Here is a 21,471-nt window from a genome sequence, read left to right on the forward strand (position 1 = left end):
TGTGGCAGAGTGCACATACATAACCATGGTAGCTGGTCTGACAGGCTGGATTGCCGGCGCGCCTGCCCTGACCGGTGAGTGCTAAAGCAGCTTTGCTTGCTCTACCGGCGCAGCCCCGTTGCCGCGCGATACGGGTGCGGGCACCGGCTTTACAGCCTGTGCGGCAACCGCTGCTATGTATCCTGCCACGTCAAATTTTGATCGGGCTCCGTTATAGCTCATAAATCGAATTGTGCCAAATACCTGACGTTCTTTCCAGGGCCTGTCATGCACGCCGCCTATGGACCATGCTGCGCCGGTGTAGCCGTTGGCATCGCGCCCGTCCAGCGACCATCTGTCGTTCTGCCGGATGACTATGCGCAGGGCTTCTTCCGGCGAGGGTGTCCATTCCAGAATTTTTTTTGCCCAGTACATGCGCATATACCCGTGCATTTTGCCGGTCAGCGTCATTTCCTGCTGTGCAGCATTCCAAAGCGGATCATGTGTCTTCGCTGCTTCCAGCTCTTCTTCCGTGTACAGGTATTCGCGCGTGTCGTTGCGGTGTCTATCCAGCGTTTTCTGCGCCCAGTCAGGAAAAGCTTCCACGCTGTCGTATTGCGGTTCAAACCAGCAAAAATTGTCAGAAAGCTCTCTGCGGACGATCATTTCTTCAAGAAACGATTCCGCACCTTCCCCAAAGGGTGTTCCCGCATCAGATGCGCCTTGTGCTTCGAGCACTTCCAGCGCAGCTCGCTGGGCGGAAAGCATGCCGAAGTGCAGGTACGGCGAAAGATGCGACAGGACAGGCTGGTTGGGGTTGTTGCGTTCTGCCGCGTAGCGGTGCAGCCGGCCTGTAATGAAGGCGGCAAGCTCTGCTCTGGCGGCTTCTTCGCCTGCAGGCAGCCAGCCTGTGGGAGTAACGGCAGAGTCTGCCTGTAAGCTGGCAAGAGCCGCTGTAAGATCGGGCAGAGGCGGATTGTCGGGCCACGGCACGTCAGGAGTCTTCAGGGGCGGAATGGGATCAAGAAATTCGTTCAGCAGGCGGTGGATTTTGGGGCGGATGGTGCGGGCTGCATACTCGCGTTTGTTCGAGACTCGCAGGCAGGGAACAACGTTGCGGCTGTCCACCACGTCCACGCCGGTACCCTGTTGTCTGGCCGCTTCTGTAAGTTCCCGCAGCCACTGCCGTTTGATGCGTAATGTGTCAAAGTCCGTCACAATCTGCGTTGCGCCGCGCTGCGCAGCAAAACGAAGGACTTCTTGCGGCGGATACCCGCGCAGAAGGTAAAAGGGAATGGAATAGTCCTGCAGGATGCGCGCCGTGCCTTGCAGCCCGTGCAGCATGAAGTGGAAATGCCGGTATCCGGCTTCAATAAACCGTGGAACAAGGCTGAATACCACAGCCACGGGCACCTTGCGCTCATCGGCAAGGCGTAACGCGTGCAGTAGACCCCAGTTGTCATGGGCTCTGCACTCCCGATGCATCCAGTATATAACCGCTCCGTTTTGTATGGCAGCGGGGCCGCCTGGGGCCGATGAAAAGCTCAGGCGTGCGGGATGCATCAGTCCTCCGAAATGGTTTCCTGACAGGTGCGCAGATCTTTCATCACTTCCAGCACGCTGACAGTGTGGTTAACGCGCCAGTAAAACTCTTCCACTTCAAAAGGCTTGGTCAGAAAATCGTTGGCGCCGTTTTTCAGGAATTTTGCAGTCAGCGGGCCGGAACCCGCGGCAGAAACACCGATGATGGCTACACGGTCCATTTTAAAACGGGCACGTATATTGCGCACCAGCTCAAAGCCGTCCATGTTGGGCATATTGTAGTCGGTAATGATAAGGCCGATGTCTGGATTGGCTTCCAGCTGCTCCATGGCCTCAACCCCGTCTGCGGCTTCCAGCACGGTAAAGCGCTGCGTTTCCAGCAGGTGCCGCAGGTGCGCCCGCGACATGCGCGAATCTTCTACAACCAGCGCTTTGACAAACTGGTTCATGAAAAGCCGCTCAAGGCTGTGAACCATCGGGTCCATGTCCTGAATGGAGCCTTTAAAGAAAAAGTCAGCTACATTACGCTCAATAAAGCGCTTTCTGATTTCTTCGTTAAAGGTAGCTGTCAGCACCACTGTGGGCACACCGAAATCAAGGCATAAGTCCACGCCTTCGCCGTTGGGAGCATCCGGCAGGTTCAGGTCGATAACTGCTACAAAAATTTTGTCTTTATATGCAGTCAAAGCCTCACGGGCTTCTTCCAGCGTGTACGCGGCAAGGGTATCAAACTGGCTGAGCGCCAGAATCTGGTTACGGATTATCTTGGACTGCACAGGGCTGTCTTCAATAATCAGCACGGTCTGAGCCGCATATAGAGCTTGAACATTCATCATGAAATATAACCCTTGCAAGTAAGCACACACGCAACGCGTGCATATCTATCCGTTTGGTTAAGAATAGCGGCAGCAGCCGTGGCAGGCAATCAAAATCAAGCGCGACGCGAGGTCCGTGCCCATGCATACAGGCGGGTGGCAAGCCAGTCGAGCACAAGAGCGGGATTCACATTGTAAATGAGTGAATCCTGACATTCTGCCAGAGCTTCATCAAGCTTGCGCAGGGCTGCGTCATCAAGGCGGGAGGCCAGCATACGGGAGAAGGAAGTAGAGGCGCGTCCGGTAAGCGCGTCAGCCAGCTGGCGCTGCAGGTATGCCACAAGTTGCAGGCCGGTACCGTGGTCAAGCGAACTTTTGGTTCCGGTGCGGGCAAACCAGCCATGTCCGCTTTGCACAAATTCATGCAAGGCATCGGCCCACTCCGCTATGGGGGCAGGGGCACTGTCTCCGTCTGGCCATGCAAGGGTAAGTACCCAGCTGCGGGAAACCAGTGTAGGCAGCAACCGTTCGCGTTGCGGGGCAAGCAGTACAAAGCTTGTTCCGGGGCGGGGTTCTTCCAGCGACTTAAGCAGCGCGTTGGCGGCTTCAATGCCGAGGGCCTGTGCTTCTGCCAGCACCACCACGCGGTAACGTCCTCTGGGCGGCTCTCCCAGAACGGCACGTACGGCGCGCACGTCGTCGATTTTGATAGAGCCTTCGCTGCCATCAAGATAGAACATGTCGCGGTTGTTACGTGCGGCAAACTGGGCGCAGACAGCGCAGGAAAGGCAGGGGGCGGATTCTTCCGGACAATTGAGGCGCGTAGCCCACCACAACGACAGCGCTTCACGCTCGCGGGCGGTTCCGCCTTCCAGTAGAAGCACCTGTGGTACGGCACCGGCCAGACGCTCAAGATAGCCCCGCACCCTGTCGTGTCTGGACGACAGGGCCGGGGCCACAATCTCGCTGGTGTGCGGTGCAGAGAGAATGTCTTCCTGCACGGACACGATATTTATTTCCTCATCAGAGTCTGGTCACGCTCGGGGCCCACGGAAACCATGGACACGGGAACGCCCAGCAGCTCTTCGATGCGGGCAATGTAGTTACGGGCTGCTTCAGGCAGGTCATCCCACTTGGTTGCGCCGGTTACATCTTCGTCCCAGCCGGGCATGGTTTCATACACGGGGGTGACGTAAGCAAGACCGTTCTGGTCCTGCGGGGGATGCTGAACCTGCTGGCCTTTGTACTCGTAAGCTACGCAGATTTTGAGTTCTTTCAGGCCGCTCAGAACGTCCAGCTTGGTCAGAGCAATATCCGTGGGGCCGTTCAGGCGTACGGATTCGCGCAGCAGTGCGCAGTCCAGCCAGCCACAACGGCGCTTACGGCCGGTGGTAGCACCAAACTCGTGACCGACAGACTGCATATGGTTGCCGTCGGCATCATCCAGCTCGGTGGGGAAGGGGCCTGCGCCTACGCGGGTGGTGTAGGCCTTGACGATGGCTACAACCCTGTCGAGCTTACCGGCGGGAATGCCGCTGCCTGCGGAGGCGTTGCCTGCAACAGTGTTGGACGAAGTAACAAAAGGATACGTACCGTGGTCGATATCCAGATGAGTGCCCTGAGCACCTTCAAACATAACGCCGCTGCCCTTGGCCCATGCGTCTTCGATGCATGAAGAAACATCGGTCAGGTAGGGTACCAGCTTTTCGCCCACTGTCATGACTTCATCAAAAACAGCGTCTACGGTCATGGCTTCGGTGCCATACAACGCAGAGAACAGCGCGTTCTTTTCTACCAGAGCGGCTTCAATTTTTGAACGCAGCAGCGCGGGGTCGGCCAGATCACCGGCACGCACGCCGATACGTGACATTTTATCTTCGTAGCAGGGACCGATTCCGCGACCGGTGGTGCCGATTTTGGAGTCTTTGCACTTGAAATTCTCGCGGGCGACATCCAGTGCCTTATGGTATGGCATGATCACGTGGGCCTTACGGCTGATCATGAGTCGCTCAGGCCCCACATTAATCCCGCGCTCTGCGAGGGTTTCCACCTCTTTCCAGAACACCACCGGATCCAGCACCACACCATTGCCGATAAGGCAGGTCTTACCTTCGTGCAGAATGCCGGAAGGGATAAGGTGCAGGATGTAGGACTTATCGCCTACGATTACGGTGTGGCCAGCATTGTTACCGCCCTGAAAGCGGACAATGACGTCTATTTCCCGGGAAAGCAGGTCGACGATCTTGCCTTTGCCTTCGTCGCCCCACTGCGCTCCCATGATTACCACGTTTGACATTTCCATCTCCTTGTGACATGCAGGTCGCCTTTCCGACGCAAAACAGGAGTTCGGCGCACGGCATAAGGGAATCATTACCTACATGCCGCAAATCGAAAAGTCAAACGGATGGCTACCGAAAAAAGCCACTTAACCTGCTCTGGATGGGTTCTCTTCTGTACGTTTTTCAACTCCGCCCCCGCCCAGACATTTCTACTACCTCATGGAACAACCTCACATACGCGTATGCAAACGCCTTATGGCCGCACTGGCTGTAACGGTGCTCGGATTTCTGCTTTCATGCTCCGAGCGCGAAAAACAACCCTTGCAGCCCGATAACACTCTGCGTGTTGTGGCTCCGCACCGCGAACGCGTTTCAAGCGCGCTTTCACCATACGGCCCCGGCTATGAGCATGAATTAGTTATGCGCTTCGCCCAGGACGCAGGCTATGATATTACATGGATCGAAGCCTCTAATCTGGAAGACGCCCTGCAGGCTCTTGCACAAAATCGCGGCGACCTGCTTGTCGGTTTTGGCGGCAATATTCCCCCGCAGTCCCTTGTGGACGCTGCAGTGCCGGAAGCAGAAGATGACCGGAACGTGTCACCTGTCGTAGCCGGTCCGGTATACGGACACTACAATCCGGTACTGGTGCATAGTAACCGCCGTTACGGCCTGCGCCGTGGCAACGAAATGTGTGACACTACCGTACTTGTCACCGCAGACCGCGAACTGGAAGAAATTCTGGAAGCAAAGGCGGATATTCTGCAATGCCAGCCCATTACGGAAGCATCACAGGATGTGTACGTCACCCCTATTTTGCAGGCGCTTGATGCCAACAGTGCCCGTTTTGCCATGCTGGACAAGGTCGGCTTCAGTCTGTGGCAGCCTTTTTACCCCGGGGTGCGTACCGCCAAGGTGCTTACGCAGGAAATCCCGTATCGCTGGTTCTGGCGCGGTGACGATGAACGGCTGAACACCGCCGCACTGCAATTCTGGGCCGAGCGTGACAATGACTCCATGCTGCTGGATATGCAGGAACGGTACTTCGGCTTTCTGCCGGAAAAGGTCGATCATTACGACGTATCCGTACTGCGCCGCACGCTGGACAGAAAAGTGCCGCAATATGCACAGCCCATTGTCGAAGCCGCACAGGCGCAGGGGATTGACCCTCTGCTTCTGATCGCAGTGATTTATCAGGAGTCGCGCTTTGACAACTCCGCACGCAGCAAAACAGGTGTGCGCGGCCTTATGATGGTGACGCAAGGCACCGCCCGTCTGCTGGGCATCAACAGACTGGACCCTGTGCAGTCAATTGAAGGCGGTGCCCGCTATCTGCGTATGATATGGAATTCACTGGAAGAGATGGACCTTGACCCGTGGGACCGCTGGTTCTTTACGCTGGCGGCATACAATCAGGGGCCGGGACACCTTTTCGATGCCATAAAACTCAGCCGCGCCCGTGGCGGCACAGGCCGTACGTGGCGCGAACTGAAAGAAGTATATCCGCTGCTGGCGTGGGAACGCTGGTACAGTAAAACCAAGCACGGGTACTGTCGCGGCTTTGAAGCGGTAAGCTATGTAGAGAATATCCGCTATTACTACTATATACTTAACGGGTTAATCACTCTCGCGCGGCCTGAAACTGAGGACCTTGGCGCGCTGCTTAGCAGCCTGCCCCTTCACTGGCCCGCCGGTTCGGGAACCTGATGAGCCTTCAAAAAGGCTGAGACCGGTATCATAAGCAGACTGGGGCGGCAGTCCGTCGTCGGGTCGCGCCAGTTCTGCCATGTGGCTGTTATGCAGTTGGTTTTTCCAGCGTACGGCCTGCACCATCCCGAAGGCGATGGCGGCTTCTTCCCAGCGGGAAGAAGGCTCGAACTGCTCGACTCTGTCGGCAAGGGATTCCCACAGGGCCATAAGTGAAGCCTCGTCGTAGGCATTTAACTGACGGGCAAGTTTAAGCAGAGCTCGTTCCATGGGGTGATACACTCCTGACTGTAATATTCACGGCGACGCAGACGCCGGCGGTTACTTCTCTGGTGCGTTTATGCCGGTACAACCTGTGCCGCGTATGCCACACGCTACGCCAAACGGCGCAGGGCTTCAAATGGAAATTGCCCACCAAAGCGCGCTGTGATACTCTGCCCGCCTCACATGACCGCTTGCGGCGGGCGTCTGATTTCGTCCGCCGCTTTCAATCATCACTACCCGGGCGCGTGCGCCCGACGAGCCGGAGTTCACAGCAGCATGAGCGACCTCAAGAAAATGTACAGCACCCTGCAGGAAGATCCGTTTCCTTCAGAAATGACCATACGTCTGGGTGATCAGGAACTGCACTACACCAAGCGTACCTGGACCATCGACGGGCAGGAAAAGGGCCTGCGCTACGGCGAAAACCCCGACCAGCCCGCAGCACTGTACGAACTGACCAAAGGAACGTTGACCCTTGGCGGCGTCACGTTCCGCGGCCCCGGCGCGGGCCTTGTCTCTTCCCTTGAGGAAAAGCACATGATTCAGGCCGGAAAGCACCCCGGCAAGACCAACTTTACCGACGTAGACAACGCGCTGAACATTCTTCAGTACCTTGATGCCAAGCCCGCTGCGCTCATCATGAAGCACAACAATCCCAGCGGTGCCGCATGGAGCGAAGAAGGCGTGGCTACCGCGCTGGAACGCGCTTTCTGGTGCGACCGTATCGCCGCTTTCGGCGGTGCTGTCATCGTTAACCGCCCGCTGGATAAGAAAGCTGCCGAGCTTATCAACTCCTGCTACTTTGAAGTTGTCGCGGCACCTGATTTTGAAGAAGGTGTCATCGAAATTTTAAAAAACCGCAAGAACTTGCGTATTCTGCAGATTCCCGGCCTCGGCCGTTTGCCCGAACTTGCCCGCCTGCCCTTCCTCGACTTCAAGTCACTGCAGGACGGCGGCCTTGTGATGCAGCATTCTTTCCGCAACCGTATTCATTCGGTTGATGACTTCCTGCCCGCAACGGCAGAGAAAGACGGCGTTACCGTAAACGCCCGCAAGCCCACCGCGCAGGAAGCAGACGATCTGCTGTTCGCCTGGGCTGTGGAAGCCGGCGTTACTTCCAACTCGGTTATTTTTGCCCGCAACGGTGCCACTGTTTCCATCGGCACCGGAGAACAGGACCGCGTGGGCTGCGTTGAGCTGGCAGTGCATAAAGCATACACCAAGTACGCCGACACGCTGGCCTTCCGCGAACAGGGTTGTTCGTTGTACGAACTGAAGCAGAAAGCCCTGACCGACAAGGCCGCGGCGGAAGCACTGGAAGATATCGACGCCCGCACCCGCGCTGATAAGGGCGGTCTGCCCGGCACCGCCATGGTGTCTGACGGATTCTTCCCCTTCCGCGATGGTGTGGACGCAGCCATCGCCCACGGTGTGGCGGCCATTGCCCAGCCCGGCGGCTCCATCCGTGACCGTGAAGTCATCATGGCCTGTAACGAGGCTTCGCCTCAGGTTGCTATGGTCTTCACCGGTCAGCGCTCCTTTAAACACTAGAATCCTTCGGGGCGGCGGCACGACTGCCGCCCCTTTTTCCGCGGCACCCGTGTGCCATAACCCTCACGCTTTCGCGCAAACCACAAGCAGGAACCATGAGCGCATCCTCCACTCTGGTAAAATTTCCCGGTCCGGGCTGCATCATCGAATACATGCAGGGCAATAAACCCCAGATTGCATGGGTTCAGGAAGAACAGTCGGGCCGGTTGCGCCTGTTCACCCAGAGTAAACGGGAAATAAAGCTCGCTGCTGCCCGTGTGTTGCCGTGGGCCGGTCCGCAATACGGTCCCGACAAGTCCCGTCAGGAGGCTCTCGACCTGCTGAACGAGCACGAAGACCGTCGCAGCCGCAAAATTGCCGCATTGAATCCGATGGAGCTGTGGGAACTGGCTCAGGGTGAATTACCTGCTGCCACGGCGCAGTGGTTTGCCGAGCTTCTGCAGGAATCGCCGGACGTTGACGATATTGCGGCTATGGGCCGGATGCTGCTGGATTGCAAAACGCATTTCAAGTTTACCCCGCCTGATTTTGAAGTTTACGATGCAGAGAAAGTCGAGCAGCGGATGCTGGAGCAGGAAGCCAAGCGCAAGCGTGAACAGCTGGCCTCTGCCGGACACGACTTTTTGCGTGCGTTGTGGGATACCCACCAGAAAAAACGCACTCCTCCCGCATCGCCGGAAGATCCCGCTCTGGCTGCTGATATTGAAGCCCTGCTGCGCAAGCGTATAGCAGAACCGGACGATCATGAATCAGAGCAGCTGTGGAAGCAGATTTCCAAGGGGCTTCCTGATGTTCCGCACCTGCCACTGCTGCTTGCACAGGCGTGGGGCATTCTGCCTGCGCATCATAATTTTCATCTGGATAAAGCAGGCTATGATACCGCGCAGGACTGGTATGCGCCGTATATAGATGCAGTGGACGAGCTGAAAGAACGTGTTCTTGCCGTGCGCAAAGAGCCTGACCCGAGGCCGTTTATCAGCATAGATTCCGCCACCACGCGCGACATTGACGATGCGTTTCATATCGAAGTACGGGCCGACGGCGGATGCCGCCTGCGGCTTGCCATTGCATGCCCTGCTCTTGGCTGGCAGTTCGGCAGCGAGCTGGATAAAGCCGTTATGCGCCGTGCGACCAGTATCTATCTGCCGGAAGGCGACCTGCACATGCTGCCCGAAGAGTTGGGCACGGACTTTTTCAGCCTGCTGGCAGGCGAAGAACGGCCTTCCATGATTATGGAATTTGATATTTCGCCCGCAGGTGAAGTGGAGGCGAGTGCCGTTCATGCCGGATGGGTGAAGCTTGCAGCCAACCTGAACTACGTAGACTGCGAAGCGGTGCTGAATGAAGATTTCGGCTGGGATGATGCAGACAATCCGGCTGCCGCATTTGCCGGGCAGCTGCGGGCGGGTGCAAAGCTGACCCGAACCCTTATAAACCGCAGAGTAGAAAACGGCGCTGTTGTCATTGACCGGCCGGACCCTAAAACCGTGCTGGAAGGCGAAGGTGCCGATGTCCGTGTGGAAATCGAGCATGACAGCCCTACGCCTGCTTCTTCTCTGCTGGTCAGCGAGATGATGATTCTGGTCAACAGCGGCATTGCACTGTGGGCTAAGGAACGCGGTATCGCGCTTTTGCATCGTACTCAGGATGTAGGGGTTCCGAAAGAATATGCAGGCATCTGGGATGAACCGCACGACATCGCGCGCGTGGTGAAGGCGCTTTCATCCGCAGTGCTGGAAACAACGCCCCGCAAGCATTCCGGTATAGGTGTGGCAGCGTACAGTCCTGTCACATCCCCGTTGCGCCGTTACCCCGACCTTGTTAACGTGGCGCAGCTTCTCCACTATCTGGGGACTGATGCTCCGCACTGGACAACGGAAGAACTGGACGCCATGCTGCCTCTTCTGGGCGCGCGGCTGGATGCCGCCGGTCAGGTGCAGCGTTTTCGTCCCCGCTACTGGAAGCTGCTGTTTTTTAAACAAAAAGGCGATAAGGTCTGGTGGGATGCCGTCATTACAGATGAGAATGATGCATTTGTAACGGTATCGCTGCCTGACCAGCAGATTTTTGTCCGCGGCCGCAGGTCCGGCTTCGGCGAAAGAACGCACCCCGGTACCCGTATCATGGTGCGAATCGGCAAAGTGCACCCCCTGAACAACGAGATCCAGATACTGGACGTCATGGAACAATAGCGCACGCGCGCTGCCCGCGCCGCTTACGGCGCATACTACGTAAGGAGAACATCCCCTATGGGCAACCTGCTCTGGCTCGTCACCGCCTACGTTATCGGTTCTGTCCCCTTCGGCCTTCTGATTGCCAAAACGTTCTGCTCTGTCGACCCGCGTACCGGTGGCAGCCGCAATGTAGGCGCAACCAACGTAGCGCGTCTGTGCGGCACAAAATTCGGCGTTCTGACGCTGGTCTGTGACGTACTTAAAGGTGTCATTCCCGTGGCTGTGGCCATGACATTCAGCGAATCGACCCTGTTTTTAAGCCTGACGGCGCTTGCGGCGCTGCTGGGGCATTTGTATTCCGCCTTTCTGGGTTTCAAGGGCGGCAAGGCCGTGGCTACCACGCTTGGTGTATTTATTCCGCTGGCGTTCACCCCGCTGCTTCTGTCCGCACTTGTCTGCGCTCTGGTCATCTGGCGTTCCGGCTTTGTTTCGCTGGGTTCGCTTACGCTGGTCACCGCCCTGCCCGTTATGCTGCTGCTCAGCGGCAATTTTGCCTATATTCCGCTTGCTCTGGTAGTCATGGTACTGGTCTTCTGGAGCCACCGCGAAAACATCGGCCGCCTTGCCCGGGGCGAAGAAAAACCGTGGCAGAAAAAGAAGCACAAGGACAATGAATAACATGACGGCTGTGCATGATTTTCCCGCCTACCGCGGGCACATGGAATATTTCTGTCTTGGCTGCGGCAGTCGCTTCGGCGTTGAAGAATTGCACTACACCTGCCCTGACTGTGGTGGCGTGTTTCTGCTGGACAACACCGACTTTGACTCGCTGAAGAAAACCAGCGGCGAAGAATGGCGTGCTGTTTTTGACGGCCGTGCTGCCACCCGCAACACCCCGCTGCGCGGTATCTTCCGCTTTTATGAGCTGATGGCTCCTTTGCTTGAGCCGGAAGACATCATCTACCTTGGCGAAGGCAATACGCCTGTTATTGATGCTTCGCCCGCCATGGTGGAGTTTGCAGGCATTCCCTTTGCCTTTAAAAACGACGGGCAAAATCCTTCCGCATCGTTTAAGGACAGAGGCATGGCCTGTGCGTTCAGCTTTTTGAAATCGCTGGTACGCAAACATGGCTGGGACGAAGTGCTGACGGTGTGCGCGTCAACCGGTGATACCTCTGCCGCGGCAGCCCTGTATGCATCGTATGTTGGTGCGCCGCTTAAGTCTGTGGTGCTGCTGCCCCACGGCAAGGTTACTCCTCAGCAGCTTTCGCAGCCGCTCGGCAGCGGGGCCACCGTGCTGGAAGTGCCCGGCGTGTTTGATGATTGCATGAAAGTTGTGGAACATCTGGCCGAAAATTACCGCGTGGCGCTGCTGAATTCCAAAAACAGCTGGCGTATTCTCGGGCAGGAATCCTATGCCTTTGAAGTGGCCCAATGGTACGGCTGGGACATGAAGGGCAAATGCGTGTTTGTGCCCATCGGCAACGCGGGCAACATTACCGCTGTCATGGGTGGCTTTCTGAAGCTGCACCGCCTCGGCATTATTGATGCCCTGCCCCGTGTGTTCGGCGTGCAGTCGCATCATGCCGATCCGGTCTACCGTTACTACAGCGTGGAAGATCCGAAACAGCGTGAGTTCAAGCCGGTAACGGTTCAGCCCAGCGTGGCGCAGGCCGCTATGATCGGTAACCCCGTTTCCTTCCCGCGTGTTCGTCATTTTGCAGAACAGTTTGAAGCCATCGGCGGCGAAGGTTCTTTCCAGGTGGTACAGGTGACCGAGCAGGCCATTATGGATGCCATGATTGTTGCCAACCGCCACGGGCACATCGCCTGTACGCAGGGCGGCGAATGCCTTGCCGGTCTGCTGCGTGCCAAGGAACTGGGCCTCATCAGCAAAGATGAAGTTGCTGTGCTGGACGCAACCGCACATGCACTGAAGTTCTCGGGCTTTCAGGATATGTACTTCAGCGGGAGCCTGCCTGAAGAGTACGGCGTCACCCCCGATGCTTCCCTTGCCAATGCTCCGGAACTGCTCATCGATTCGAGGCGCAAGGCGGAACTGTCTCCTGCCGACTTCACGCTGGCAGCCTCCAAGGCTGTCGCCGACAGGCTGGGGCTGAAACAAAAAGCCTAGCCGTTTTATCTGATATACGTCTTCAACGCCCTTGGCAGCTTTTTATGGCAGCCAAGGGCGTTTTTTGTTTGGCAAGAGTGGTACAGACGCTTTTACGTATACGAAAGAGAGGTAGGGTAAACTGGATTTAGCGCAATGGGTGAGGCGAAGCCATGGCAACGGATTTTTGTAAGAATGTTTTCCATCACAACGTGATTGCCTTGTCCCTGTTATAAATACGCGGCTGCCTTTCCGACTTGCAGCCTTTCGGGGCTGAAAGTGGAATGATTTACAGAGAGTTGCCAGCACCTTTTTTGAATAATTGTTTTGTAAATGTTCTTAATGGCGAAAGAGCAAGCAGGCTTTTGCCAAAGATTTCTATAGGGACTTGCAAAGAAAGTACTGGTCGTAGCGGTATAGGAAGCTAATTTCAGGCAGCCTCCCTGCTCGTTCTGTGCCTGCCTCTGTGGTGTAAAAAAAGGTGCTTTTTTTCATTCAGCGTGCACGGTTACACCGCAATAAGTGACTGCAGCAGGCGTTTGGTATGTTCTCCGCAGTAAGCCTTCAGATATATTTTGAAGCTGCTTTTGAAGCAGGGCTGTTTTGTTACGTGAGTAGTTCTTGCGCGTTAAAAGGCAGAAAACGGAAAGGTTGTGCGTCCATTTTTTGTAAGTTTTCACTCGCAAAATGGCCGAAAATGATTTGGCTGAAGTTCAAAAAATGACAACTTTTTCATTTTTGAAACAGAGAGTATTGCACTTTCTGTAAAGGTGTTATGTATGGTTTCAGCAGCTCTACGGGCCGAAACTTGAATTTGTGCAAAGAGTGTCACGGTAGTGAGAGGAGGTTGCGCATTATAAATTTGCAGCGTCAGGACGCTAGTTTTTGAACAAAAAATTTGCTCCATGATGCGCATTTTTGAACGGCTCAGGAGATAAAAACGTCATCTTATTTTTTAGAGATCGGTAACGATTACGATGTAGATCTCTCATAAAAATAGCCGCCACTTGCAGCTAAAACTTGATTTTCAGGGGGTGAACCGCTACTGTATACCGCTTCGGTCATACGCGGTCGAAGTTTCCCACGACATTCAGCCGGCGTCATCTGCACATGTCCGGCCATTCACGCCCCGGTTACCGTGGCTCACCACCCAGGAGGTTCACTATGAAGCGCATTCTTTTGACAGCTTTCGCTCTTGTTATGCTTCTTTCCGCCAATGCATGGGCACAAAAGCTCGTTGTTGCACACGACACTAACTTCAAGCCCTTCGAGTTCAAAGACGAAACCGGCGAATACACCGGCTTCGATATCGAACTGTGGAAAGCCATCGCTGCTGAGATCGGTGTTGACTACACCTTCCAGCCCAACGATTTCAACGGAATCATCCCCGGTCTGCAGAGCGCCACTTTTGACGCAGGTATCGCCGGTATCACAATTAAGCCCGAGCGTCAGGAAGTTGTAGACTTCTCTGATCCCTACTACGATTCCGGCCTTGTTATTCTTGTTCGCGCCGACAACAACGACATCAAGAGCGTTGAAGACCTGAAGGACAAAGTCATTTCCACCAAGCTGGCTACTTCCAGCGCGGACTTTGCCGCCACCTTTGCGAAAAAAGAAAACATTAAACTGTACCCCAACAACGACGCCATGTTCCTTGAGCTGCTTTCCGGCGGTGCCGATGCAGTTATCTTCGACATGCCCGTTGTAAAAGATTTTGCTCAGAAGGCCGGCAAAGACCAGACCAAGGTTGTCGGTCCCTTGTATCAGGGTCAGTCTTACGGTATAGCTTTCCCCAAAGGCAGCGATCTGAAGGTGAAGGTTGACGCTGCGCTGAAGAAGCTGCGCGAAAACGGCACCTACGAAAAACTGTACATCAAGTGGTTTGGTTACGCTCCTGCAAAGAAGTAATACCGACCGGTAGTTAATAACAACCGCCCGAATTAATAGCATAGGGATGGCGCGCGCCATCCCTATGCCGTTTTCTTGTCCGGCCTGCTGCTGCGGCACACTCGTTACGGGCGCACAACAAGAGGTTATATGGCTTTTCAATTCAAACCCGAAGTGATGCTGGAGACCGCCCCCCTGCTATGGGACGGTATCGAGCTCACCATCATCATCACGATGCTTGGTCTTGTCTTCGGCTTTATCATCGGCACCGTGACCGGTCTGGGACGCATTTCGCGCAGCCGCCTTTTTAATGCAATTTCGGTTTCCTATGTTGAAACCATCCGCGGCACTCCTCTGATTGTTCAGGTGATGTTTCTGTATTTCGGCCTGCCGCTGGTTCTGGGAATCCGCATTCCTCCCGTAACGGCAGGTGTTGTCGCTATCGCTGTCAACTCCGGCGCTTATATAGCCGAAATTGTCCGTGGCTCCATCCAGTCCATCAACACAGGGCAGATGGAAGCAGGCCGTTCCATCGGCCTTACCCACTTGCAGACCATGTGCTTTATCATCTGGCCTCAGGCATTCAAGCGCATGATTCCGCCGCTGGGCAACCAGTTTATCATCAGCCTTAAAGACACGTCTCTGCTTGTGGTTATCGGCGTGGGCGAACTGACCCGTCAGGGGCAGGAGATTATTGCAGTCAACTTTCGTGCGTTTGAAGTGTGGCTTACCGTTGCCATCATGTACCTGTGTATGACGCTTACGCTTTCGCAGGTGCTGCGCTGGTACGAACGCAAGCTTAACGCTCGCACCAAACGCTAACGCCGCAAGGAGACTGAAATGAAACCCATGATCGAAGTCAAAGATCTGCATAAAAGCTACGGCAGCACAGAAGTGCTTAAAGGCATTGATCTGACCGTGCAGCAGGGAGAGGTTGTCGTTATCATCGGCCCTTCCGGCTCCGGCAAATCCACTGCTCTGCGCTGTATCAACAGGCTTGAGGAAATTACCTCCGGCAGCATTGTGGTAGATGGATACGACCTGTACGCACAGGATACCAACATTAACCACGTGCGCACAGAAGCCGGTATGGTGTTCCAGCAGTTCAATCTTTTCCCTCATTTGAGTGTTCTGCAGAATGTAACCATCGGCCCTATCAAGGTGCGTAAGGTTGCAAAGAAAGAGGCAGAAATTCTGGGGCAGAAGCTGCTGGAAAAAGTTGGCCTGCCGGACAAGGCGCACACGTATCCTGAGCAACTTTCCGGCGGTCAGAAGCAGCGTGTAGCCATTGCCCGTTCCCTTGCCATGCAGCCCAAGGTTATCCTTTTTGACGAGCCTACCTCTGCCCTGGACCCTGAACTGGTGGGTGAAGTGCTGGACGTTATGAAGCGTCTTGCCAGCGAAGGGATGACAATGGTTGTGGTCACTCACGAAATGGGCTTTGCTCGTGATGTGGCAGACCGTGTGATCTTTATTGACCAGGGCCGTATTCAGGAAGAAGGCCCGCCAAACGAGTTTTTCAGCAACCCCAAAAATCCGCGTCTGCGCGAGTTTCTGGGTAAGGTGGCTCACTAAAATAAAGGTCACCGCAGGTGGAAGAGCCTTTGTTTTTCAATCTGCTTTTTCGACTGCAACAAGATACAAAAAAGGGCGCATACGCGCCCTTTTCTTATGTCTGGCAGCCCGATACGGCATGCCTGTAGCTTTTATAGTAAAATATGCGGAGCAAAGCTGCACGGCAAAGGCGGCTGGCTCAGCCTACAAAGCTTGCCAGAACAAGTTCCAGCAAAAGCACCGTGCCAAGGCAGATACTGATATCACGCACTTCTTTATCCTGCTTGCGACCGAAGGAGCGTTTTTCAAAATCTTTACCGGCCCGCTTCGTCCCACGCCGGAGAGCTGGCTTATTTACCTGACGTGCCATGTTTCTCTCCGGCGTGAGAGGCAGGAAGTGCCCCGTCGCGCAAAGAGGCATCTACGCACAAGCCTGCCTCACTCTCCTGCTCGGCAAGCGCCCGGGCCAGATGCTGGGTGTCGTCGGTGAGTACCCCTCTCAGGACACTGCGCATAAACCCTTTTGCTGTTCCTCTGGAATGAATGCTTAACTTTGGTTGCATGATGCCTCCTGCACGTGGTCAGTAAATGTTAGAGCACGGCCTTTACAGAGCCGGCCCAGTCTGTAATTTCGTCGCGGCATGAGTTCGGGTCGCCGTCGATCTTCAGCGATTCGCACATAATTTTTGCGCCGTTTTCCTTAGCACGCTGCTCGATTGCGTCTACAGCCCCGCAGAACCACTGGTAGCTGGAGTCGCCGCAGCCGAAGCAGCCCACACTGATGCCTTCAAGGCCTGCTTTGTCCAGTTCGTCGTAAAGGTCGATAAAATCGTCCTGCAATTCGATTTCGTCTTCACCCCATGTGGAGCAGCCGAAAAGCACCGCGTCGTATCCTTTACACAAGCCGTCTGCAGTTACAGAGGTAACGTCTTCCACGACAACGTCGTGACCGGCGCCTTTAAGATCATCGCCGATGATTCCGGCGGTTGTTTCTGTATTTCCGGTGGTGGAACCGTATACGATAAGAACTTTAGCCATCTCGCAAACCTCATGTTACTGTTTTCCGCCTCCGCCAATCGGAGGCTGCATACAGTAGTTGTAGGCGCAGGAGCTATAATTGTTGTGCGCCGGCAGCGCACGCAGGGCATCACAGGCTGTATGTTGTGCCACGGAGCCTGTAAGTTCGGGCACCCTGCGCGCCGCCGGTCTGGTAAGGAGCATGCGTTTCATAAGGGGTATGCGTGTCGTCCTCGTTTTGATGAATACGCTTTACGTGAAAATGAAATTCATTGTCAATGATTGGCAGCGAAAATTTTTCAGACTTTGTACAGGAAGTTATGCACGGGTGACAGAAAGTTCGCTTTCAAAGCCTTTTTCGTATAGCTTGCAGTGCTTTTTTTCCTTGTGAACTCGTTCAGTTCGTGGCAAAAAACCCGCGTTGCGTATTGCAACAGTGCCGTATGGCACAGATCATCGCAAGGGAGCGGCGGGATAATGAATACCCTCCATCACCATAGCAGCGCCCCCTCTTATCACGCGCTGCACCGCGTCCATTACGCCGGCGATGCCCGAACGCCGGGCTGCGGTTTTTCTGATGGAAAGAGTTCCGTCAGTTCTTCCGCATAAATACCGGCCCCTTGTTGCCCGGGCGTAGCGCTCCACGGGCAGTTTCTGTCCTTATTTTCCCAAATAGATAAAATTGAGTACCATCGCAGGATGCGTCCTGCACTGGCCGCGCGTACCGGCCCGTCATTTACGGGTTGGCATCATGATTTATCGGAGGTGCGACGATGGCTGAACGAGATTATATATTCGAGCTTCGCGGGGTGTCTAAGCAATTTGAAGACACCATCGCGCTTGAAAACATAGATCTGCAGATCAAAAACGGTGAATTTCTAACCCTGCTGGGCCCATCGGGGTGCGGCAAGACGACTATTCTGCGTTTGCTGTCAGGGTTTGAAACTCCTACATCCGGCGACGTGCTGCTGGACGGTAAAGTTGTGAACACCGTGCCGCCTGAACAACGTCAGGTAAACACTGTTTTTCAGAACTATGCTCTTTTTCCGCATATGACTGTGCGCGACAACGTCGGGTTCGGGTTGAAAATGCAAAAACGGCCCAAAGACGAAATCGCCAAGAGGGTGCGTGAAGCGTTGCGCATGGTTCACCTTGAGCAGTTCGGCAGCCGCAAGCCCGACAGGCTTTCCGGCGGGCAGCAGCAACGTGTGGCCATTGCCCGTGCCGTAGTAAACAATCCTTATGTGCTGCTTCTGGACGAGCCTTTCAGTGCGCTGGATTTTAAGCTGCGCAAGAAAATGCAGCTTGAAATCAAACACCTGCAACGCCAGCTTGGCATCACTTTTGTTTTTGTCACGCATGATCAGGAAGAAGCTTTTGCAATGTCCGACCGTGTTGTAGTCATGAACGATGGCCGCATTGAGCAGATAGGCACCCCGCAGGAAATCTACGAAGAGCCTGCAAACCTGTATGTGGCCCGCTTTGTGGGTGATATCAACATTCTGGACGGAGTTGTTACGGGCCGTCGTAACGGTGTTCTGTACGAAGCCGAACTGGAAGGTACTTCTTCGCTTGTACAGACAAAAAAGCAGTTTGAATTAGGCGATCGTATCAAGGTGCTGCTGCGGCCTGAAGATATCCGTCTGCATATGATGAGCAACAAGCCCGAAGGCGCCTACTTTACAGGGGCCATTGAAGAAACAGTCTATAAAGGAGCCACGGTGGACATCGTGGTACGTCTTGACGGAATCGACGGGCGTGAAGGCAAGCAGCTGATGGTGGCCGAGTTCTTTAACGAGGACGATGAAGAGATCAACTACACTCCGGGCGAACGCGTTGCCGTCACCTGGGTAAACGGCTGGGAGGTAGTGCTGGGAGATGAAGGGGAGTAAATTCTTCCGCCGCTTCAGCATCACCACGGTGACGCTGTGGCTCGGCCTGTTTGCGCTGGTTCCGCACCTTATGCTGGTGGCGGCGTCTTTTCTGACGCGCGACTCCGGCACTTTTGTTGCCCCTGTTCTTACGCTGGATAACTTTGCAAGGCTGTTTGACCCCATCTTCGTCAAAATATTCGTGGAGTCTTTCCGCCTTGCAGGCATCACCACGTTTATCTGTCTGCTGCTGGGCTACCCGTTTGCTTTTTTGCTGGCTACAGCGCGTGAGCATATGCGTCCGTGGCTGCTGCTGCTCGTCATTATCCCCTTCTGGACCAACTCGCTGATCCGTACCTATGCGATGATCATCATTCTGAAATCCAACGGAGTGCTGAGCAAGGTTCTGATGGCTTTGGGGCTCATTGATGCACCCATTTCATTGATGTACAGCGAAATTGCCGTGGTCGCTGGTTTTGCCTATACCTCGCTGCCTTTTATGATTCTGCCGCTGTTCGCTTCCATCGAAAAGCTGGATATGCGGCTGCTTGATGCTGCACGCGACCTTGGGGCGACCACGAGACAGACATTCTTCAACGTTACTCTGCCGCTTACCATGCCGGGTATCGTTGCCGGCTGCATGCTTGTTTTTCTGCCTGCTCTGGGCTGCTTTTATGTGCCGGAAATTCTGGGCGGCTCCAAGACGCTTGTTATGGGCAGCTTTATTAAGAACCAGTTCCTTGTTGCACGGGACTGGCCCCTCGGCTCTGCCGCAAGCATTGTCATGACGCTTATTCTTGTTGTGCTTATTCTGCTGTACTACATGGCGAAAAAGCGCAGTGCCCAGCATAATGACGATGAAATGTACGGGGAGGGCCTGTAATGAAAAAGATAGTGCGCCGCTCGTACCTGTGGCTGGTCTATGCATTTTTGTACCTGCCCATCCTTATTGTCATCGGCTATTCCGTGAACAATGCAAAGTATACCACGGACTGGAAAGGCTTTACCTGGAAGTGGTATCAGCAGCTGTTTAATAACCAGCAGCTTATGGACGCCGCCGGCAACTCGCTGATGGTGGCTACCATTGCCGCCACCTGCGCCACCGTTCTGGGCACGCTGGCAGCCCTGTGCATCCACCGCTACCGATTTACGGGGCGCAAGGTGCTGCACGGGCTTACCTATGTGCTTACTGTGTCGCCGGACATTGTCATGGGAATCTCGCTGCTTATCTTCTTTATCTTCTTTCATATTGAGCTTGGCTTTACCACGTTGCTCATTGCGCATGTCACGCTGTGTCTGCCTTTTGTCACAGTGACGGTGCTGGGCCGGTTTGCCGAGTTTGATGAAGATGTGGTGGCGGCGGCAAAAGACCTTGGCGCCAGTGAGGGACAGGCCTTCCGGCATATTATTCTGCCGCTTATCATGCCTGCTGTTCTGGCCGGTTGGCTGCTTAGCTTTACGTTGAGCATGGATGACGTGCTCATCAGCTTTTTTGTGACGGGGCCGAGCTTTGATATTCTGCCCCTGCGCATCTACTCAATGGTTCGTCTGGGCGTAAAGCCCGACATCAACGCGCTGAGCGCGGTGTTATTCTGTCTTACCATCGTTTTGGTACTGTTGGCTCACACTCTTAGCAAGGCAAGGAGACGCCCATGAAAAAGCTCTTCGCCGTCATCCTGACGGCCCTTCTGTGCATGGTTACCGCGCAGGCGGCTTTTGCGCAGGATGAAAAAGTCGTCAACGTGTACAACTGGTCGGAATATACTCCCCAGCATCTGCTGACCCAGTTTACCGAAGAAACCGGCATCAATGTAAACTACACCACCTACGAGTCCAACGAGGCGATGTTTGCCAAGCTCAAGCTGCTTGACGGCAAAGGCTACGATGTGGTGGTGCCTTCTACGTATTTTGTAACTCTGATGCGCGAGCAGGGGCTGCTGGCCAAGATTGACCGCAGCAAGCTGAGCAACTTCGACCAGCTTGATCCGTTCGTACTGAATCAGCCCTTTGACCCGCAGAATGACTATTCCATCCCCTACATGTGGGGTTCGACAAGCATTCTGGTAAACACTGACCGTGTCGATCCTGCTTCTATCACCAGCTGGCACGATCTGCTGCGTCCTGAATTCAAGGGCAAGGTCATTCTGTCTGACGATATGCGCGACACCATGGGCATGGCGCTGCTTGCCACAGGGCACTCTGTAAACACCCGTGACGAGGCGGAAATCAAAGACGCTTATGAGTTTCTTAAAAAGCTTTACCCGTCCGTACGCGTATTTGATGTAACCGCAACCAAGCAGGCTTTTGCCAGCGAAGAAGTGGTTATCGGTATGTCGTGGAACGGCGACGCCACTGTGCTTACACAGGAAATGCCTAACCTGCAGTATATTTACCCCAAGGAAGGCGCTCCCTTGTGGCTGGATAGCCTGTGCATTCCCAAGAATGCAGAAAACAAGGACAACGCTCATGCTTTTATCAACTTCCTGCTGCGCCCTGAAATTGCCAAGCAGATTGTTGAAGAGTACCTGTACTCCACCCCGAACAAGGGTGCATGGCACCTGCTGCCTGAAGGGCTGAAAAACAGCCGCGCTGTTTCTCCCTCTGAAAAGGATATGAGCGAGAGTGAATTCTGCGACGCAGTAGGCCCGGCGCTGCAGATTTATGAAAGATACTGGCAGATGCTTAAAACGCAGAGCTAGCCAGCAAAGCGAACGTAAA

General features: G+C 54.7%; 20 protein-coding genes. 12 read left to right on the plus strand and 8 right to left on the minus strand.

The annotated features are described in order from the left end of the window. Nucleotides 1–81: 81 nt before the first annotated feature. The 4 genes from phrB to ACK5LI_RS12845 form a co-directional block, all read right to left on the minus strand. A complete protein-coding gene (gene phrB, locus ACK5LI_RS12830) occupies nt 82–1,542 on the minus strand; it encodes a deoxyribodipyrimidine photo-lyase (RefSeq protein WP_416949955.1) in 1,461 nt (486 codons plus the stop codon). Then, nucleotides 1,542–2,357 (minus strand): response regulator, encoded by an 816-nt coding sequence (locus ACK5LI_RS12835; RefSeq protein WP_416949957.1) that lies wholly within the window; start codon nt 2,355–2,357, stop codon nt 1,542–1,544. Before ACK5LI_RS12835 ends, phrB begins: the two co-directional genes overlap by 1 nt. A 95-nt stretch (nt 2,358–2,452) precedes the next feature. Further along, the gene (locus ACK5LI_RS12840) at nt 2,453–3,343 is read right to left on the minus strand and encodes a DNA polymerase III subunit delta' (RefSeq protein WP_416949959.1); all 891 of its coding nucleotides are present in this window, start codon (nt 3,341–3,343) and stop codon (nt 2,453–2,455) included. A 5-nt stretch (nt 3,344–3,348) separates the two neighbouring features. After that, entirely contained in the window at nt 3,349–4,632 is a 1,284-nt protein-coding gene (locus ACK5LI_RS12845) for an adenylosuccinate synthase (protein ID WP_416949961.1), read from the minus strand. A 202-nt stretch (nt 4,633–4,834) separates the two neighbouring features. On the opposite strand from ACK5LI_RS12845, the gene ACK5LI_RS12850 reads away from it, so the two are divergent. After that, nucleotides 4,835–6,322, plus strand: coding sequence for a transglycosylase SLT domain-containing protein (locus tag ACK5LI_RS12850; RefSeq protein WP_416949963.1), 1,488 nt, complete (start codon nt 4,835–4,837; stop codon nt 6,320–6,322). Here ACK5LI_RS12850 and ACK5LI_RS12855 read toward each other — a convergent pair. Continuing rightward, nucleotides 6,233–6,592 (minus strand): hypothetical protein, encoded by a 360-nt coding sequence (locus ACK5LI_RS12855; protein WP_416949965.1) that lies wholly within the window; start codon nt 6,590–6,592, stop codon nt 6,233–6,235. The two genes, ACK5LI_RS12850 and ACK5LI_RS12855, sit on opposite strands and share 90 nt — an antisense overlap. 270 nt (nt 6,593–6,862) lie before the next feature. Between ACK5LI_RS12855 and ACK5LI_RS12860 the strand changes: the two genes are divergently transcribed. From ACK5LI_RS12860 to ACK5LI_RS12890, 7 genes are all read left to right on the plus strand, one after another. After that, the gene (locus ACK5LI_RS12860; protein ID WP_416949967.1) at nt 6,863–8,137 is read left to right on the plus strand and encodes an IMP cyclohydrolase; all 1,275 of its coding nucleotides are present in this window, start codon (nt 6,863–6,865) and stop codon (nt 8,135–8,137) included. Between the two features lie 95 nt (nt 8,138–8,232). Continuing rightward, a complete protein-coding gene (locus tag ACK5LI_RS12865) occupies nt 8,233–10,329 on the plus strand; it encodes a ribonuclease catalytic domain-containing protein (RefSeq protein ID WP_416949969.1) in 2,097 nt (698 codons plus the stop codon). Between the two features lie 57 nt (nt 10,330–10,386). Then, on the plus strand, nt 10,387–10,989 hold the full coding sequence (gene plsY / locus ACK5LI_RS12870; RefSeq protein ID WP_416949971.1) for a glycerol-3-phosphate 1-O-acyltransferase PlsY: 603 nt from the start codon (nt 10,387–10,389) through the stop codon (nt 10,987–10,989). A 1-nt stretch (nt 10,990) separates the two neighbouring features. Next, a complete protein-coding gene (gene thrC / locus ACK5LI_RS12875; RefSeq protein WP_416950204.1) occupies nt 10,991–12,445 on the plus strand; it encodes a threonine synthase in 1,455 nt (484 codons plus the stop codon). 1,143 nt (nt 12,446–13,588) lie between these two features. Further along, on the plus strand, nt 13,589–14,332 hold the full coding sequence (locus ACK5LI_RS12880) for a glutamine ABC transporter substrate-binding protein (protein ID WP_416949973.1): 744 nt from the start codon (nt 13,589–13,591) through the stop codon (nt 14,330–14,332). Between the two features lie 129 nt (nt 14,333–14,461). Beyond that, complete coding sequence (locus ACK5LI_RS12885; protein WP_416949975.1) at nt 14,462–15,133, plus strand: amino acid ABC transporter permease; 672 nt, start codon at nt 14,462–14,464, stop codon at nt 15,131–15,133. Between the two features lie 18 nt (nt 15,134–15,151). Further along, nucleotides 15,152–15,886, plus strand: a complete 735-nt coding sequence (locus ACK5LI_RS12890; RefSeq protein ID WP_416949977.1) for an amino acid ABC transporter ATP-binding protein — start codon at nt 15,152–15,154, stop codon at nt 15,884–15,886. A 178-nt stretch (nt 15,887–16,064) separates the two neighbouring features. Here the strand turns inward: ACK5LI_RS12890 and ACK5LI_RS12895 are convergent, their stop codons facing one another. Genes ACK5LI_RS12895 through ACK5LI_RS12905 form a run of 3 tightly spaced genes read right to left on the minus strand, consistent with a single transcriptional unit; the run spans nt 16,065 to nt 16,903 of the window. Beyond that, entirely contained in the window at nt 16,065–16,235 is a 171-nt protein-coding gene (locus ACK5LI_RS12895) for a hypothetical protein (protein ID WP_416949980.1), read from the minus strand. Beyond that, nucleotides 16,216–16,428 (minus strand): hypothetical protein, encoded by a 213-nt coding sequence (locus tag ACK5LI_RS12900; RefSeq protein WP_416949982.1) that lies wholly within the window; start codon nt 16,426–16,428, stop codon nt 16,216–16,218. The genes ACK5LI_RS12895 and ACK5LI_RS12900 overlap by 20 nt, the downstream gene beginning before the upstream one ends. A gap of 28 nt (nt 16,429–16,456) precedes the next feature. Continuing rightward, the gene (locus ACK5LI_RS12905; protein ID WP_416949984.1) at nt 16,457–16,903 is read right to left on the minus strand and encodes a flavodoxin; all 447 of its coding nucleotides are present in this window, start codon (nt 16,901–16,903) and stop codon (nt 16,457–16,459) included. Nucleotides 16,904–17,655: 752 nt separating this feature from the next. Here ACK5LI_RS12905 and potA point away from each other — a divergent pair. The 4 genes from potA to ACK5LI_RS12925 are packed head-to-tail and all read left to right on the plus strand — an operon-like array spanning nt 17,656 to nt 21,452. Continuing rightward, the gene (gene potA, locus ACK5LI_RS12910; protein ID WP_416949986.1) at nt 17,656–18,774 is read left to right on the plus strand and encodes a spermidine/putrescine ABC transporter ATP-binding protein PotA; all 1,119 of its coding nucleotides are present in this window, start codon (nt 17,656–17,658) and stop codon (nt 18,772–18,774) included. After that, nucleotides 18,761–19,636, plus strand: coding sequence for a spermidine/putrescine ABC transporter permease PotB (potB, locus tag ACK5LI_RS12915; protein WP_416949988.1), 876 nt, complete (start codon nt 18,761–18,763; stop codon nt 19,634–19,636). The genes potA and potB overlap by 14 nt, the downstream gene beginning before the upstream one ends. Beyond that, nucleotides 19,636–20,409 (plus strand): spermidine/putrescine ABC transporter permease PotC, encoded by a 774-nt coding sequence (potC, locus tag ACK5LI_RS12920; protein ID WP_416949990.1) that lies wholly within the window; start codon nt 19,636–19,638, stop codon nt 20,407–20,409. Before potB ends, potC begins: the two co-directional genes overlap by 1 nt. Next, on the plus strand, nt 20,406–21,452 hold the full coding sequence (locus tag ACK5LI_RS12925) for an ABC transporter substrate-binding protein (RefSeq protein WP_416949992.1): 1,047 nt from the start codon (nt 20,406–20,408) through the stop codon (nt 21,450–21,452). Before potC ends, ACK5LI_RS12925 begins: the two co-directional genes overlap by 4 nt. Nucleotides 21,453–21,471 lie beyond the last annotated feature (19 nt).

Origin of the sequence: Oleidesulfovibrio sp., from assembly GCF_047973035.1 — a bacterium.
Taxonomy (GTDB): Bacteria; Desulfobacterota; Desulfovibrionia; order Desulfovibrionales; family Desulfovibrionaceae; genus Oleidesulfovibrio.

What these genes read in the sequence shown, in the direction of transcription:
- ACK5LI_RS12865 (WP_416949969.1), top strand. Translation starts at nt 8,233, where the DNA reads ATGAGCGCATCCTCCACTCTGGTAAAATTTCCCGGTCCGGGCTGCATC.
- ACK5LI_RS12880 (WP_416949973.1), top strand. Translation starts at nt 13,589, where the DNA reads ATGAAGCGCATTCTTTTGACAGCTTTCGCTCTTGTTATGCTTCTTTCC.
- ACK5LI_RS12855 (WP_416949965.1), bottom strand. Translation starts at nt 6,592, where the DNA reads ATGGAACGAGCTCTGCTTAAACTTGCCCGTCAGTTAAATGCCTACGAC.
- ACK5LI_RS12835 (WP_416949957.1), bottom strand. Translation starts at nt 2,357, where the DNA reads ATGATGAATGTTCAAGCTCTATATGCGGCTCAGACCGTGCTGATTATT.
- ACK5LI_RS12925 (WP_416949992.1), top strand. Translation starts at nt 20,406, where the DNA reads ATGAAAAAGCTCTTCGCCGTCATCCTGACGGCCCTTCTGTGCATGGTT.
- potA (WP_416949986.1), top strand. Translation starts at nt 17,656, where the DNA reads ATGGCTGAACGAGATTATATATTCGAGCTTCGCGGGGTGTCTAAGCAA.
- thrC (WP_416950204.1), top strand. Translation starts at nt 10,991, where the DNA reads ATGACGGCTGTGCATGATTTTCCCGCCTACCGCGGGCACATGGAATAT.
- potC (WP_416949990.1), top strand. Translation starts at nt 19,636, where the DNA reads ATGAAAAAGATAGTGCGCCGCTCGTACCTGTGGCTGGTCTATGCATTT.
- ACK5LI_RS12850 (WP_416949963.1), top strand. Translation starts at nt 4,835, where the DNA reads ATGGAACAACCTCACATACGCGTATGCAAACGCCTTATGGCCGCACTG.
- ACK5LI_RS12885 (WP_416949975.1), top strand. Translation starts at nt 14,462, where the DNA reads ATGGCTTTTCAATTCAAACCCGAAGTGATGCTGGAGACCGCCCCCCTG.
- ACK5LI_RS12905 (WP_416949984.1), bottom strand. Translation starts at nt 16,903, where the DNA reads ATGGCTAAAGTTCTTATCGTATACGGTTCCACCACCGGAAATACAGAA.
- ACK5LI_RS12890 (WP_416949977.1), top strand. Translation starts at nt 15,152, where the DNA reads ATGAAACCCATGATCGAAGTCAAAGATCTGCATAAAAGCTACGGCAGC.
- plsY (WP_416949971.1), top strand. Translation starts at nt 10,387, where the DNA reads ATGGGCAACCTGCTCTGGCTCGTCACCGCCTACGTTATCGGTTCTGTC.
- ACK5LI_RS12895 (WP_416949980.1), bottom strand. Translation starts at nt 16,235, where the DNA reads ATGGCACGTCAGGTAAATAAGCCAGCTCTCCGGCGTGGGACGAAGCGG.
- potB (WP_416949988.1), top strand. Translation starts at nt 18,761, where the DNA reads ATGAAGGGGAGTAAATTCTTCCGCCGCTTCAGCATCACCACGGTGACG.
- ACK5LI_RS12900 (WP_416949982.1), bottom strand. Translation starts at nt 16,428, where the DNA reads ATGCAACCAAAGTTAAGCATTCATTCCAGAGGAACAGCAAAAGGGTTT.
- phrB (WP_416949955.1), bottom strand. Translation starts at nt 1,542, where the DNA reads ATGCATCCCGCACGCCTGAGCTTTTCATCGGCCCCAGGCGGCCCCGCT.
- ACK5LI_RS12845 (WP_416949961.1), bottom strand. Translation starts at nt 4,632, where the DNA reads ATGTCAAACGTGGTAATCATGGGAGCGCAGTGGGGCGACGAAGGCAAA.
- ACK5LI_RS12860 (WP_416949967.1), top strand. Translation starts at nt 6,863, where the DNA reads ATGAGCGACCTCAAGAAAATGTACAGCACCCTGCAGGAAGATCCGTTT.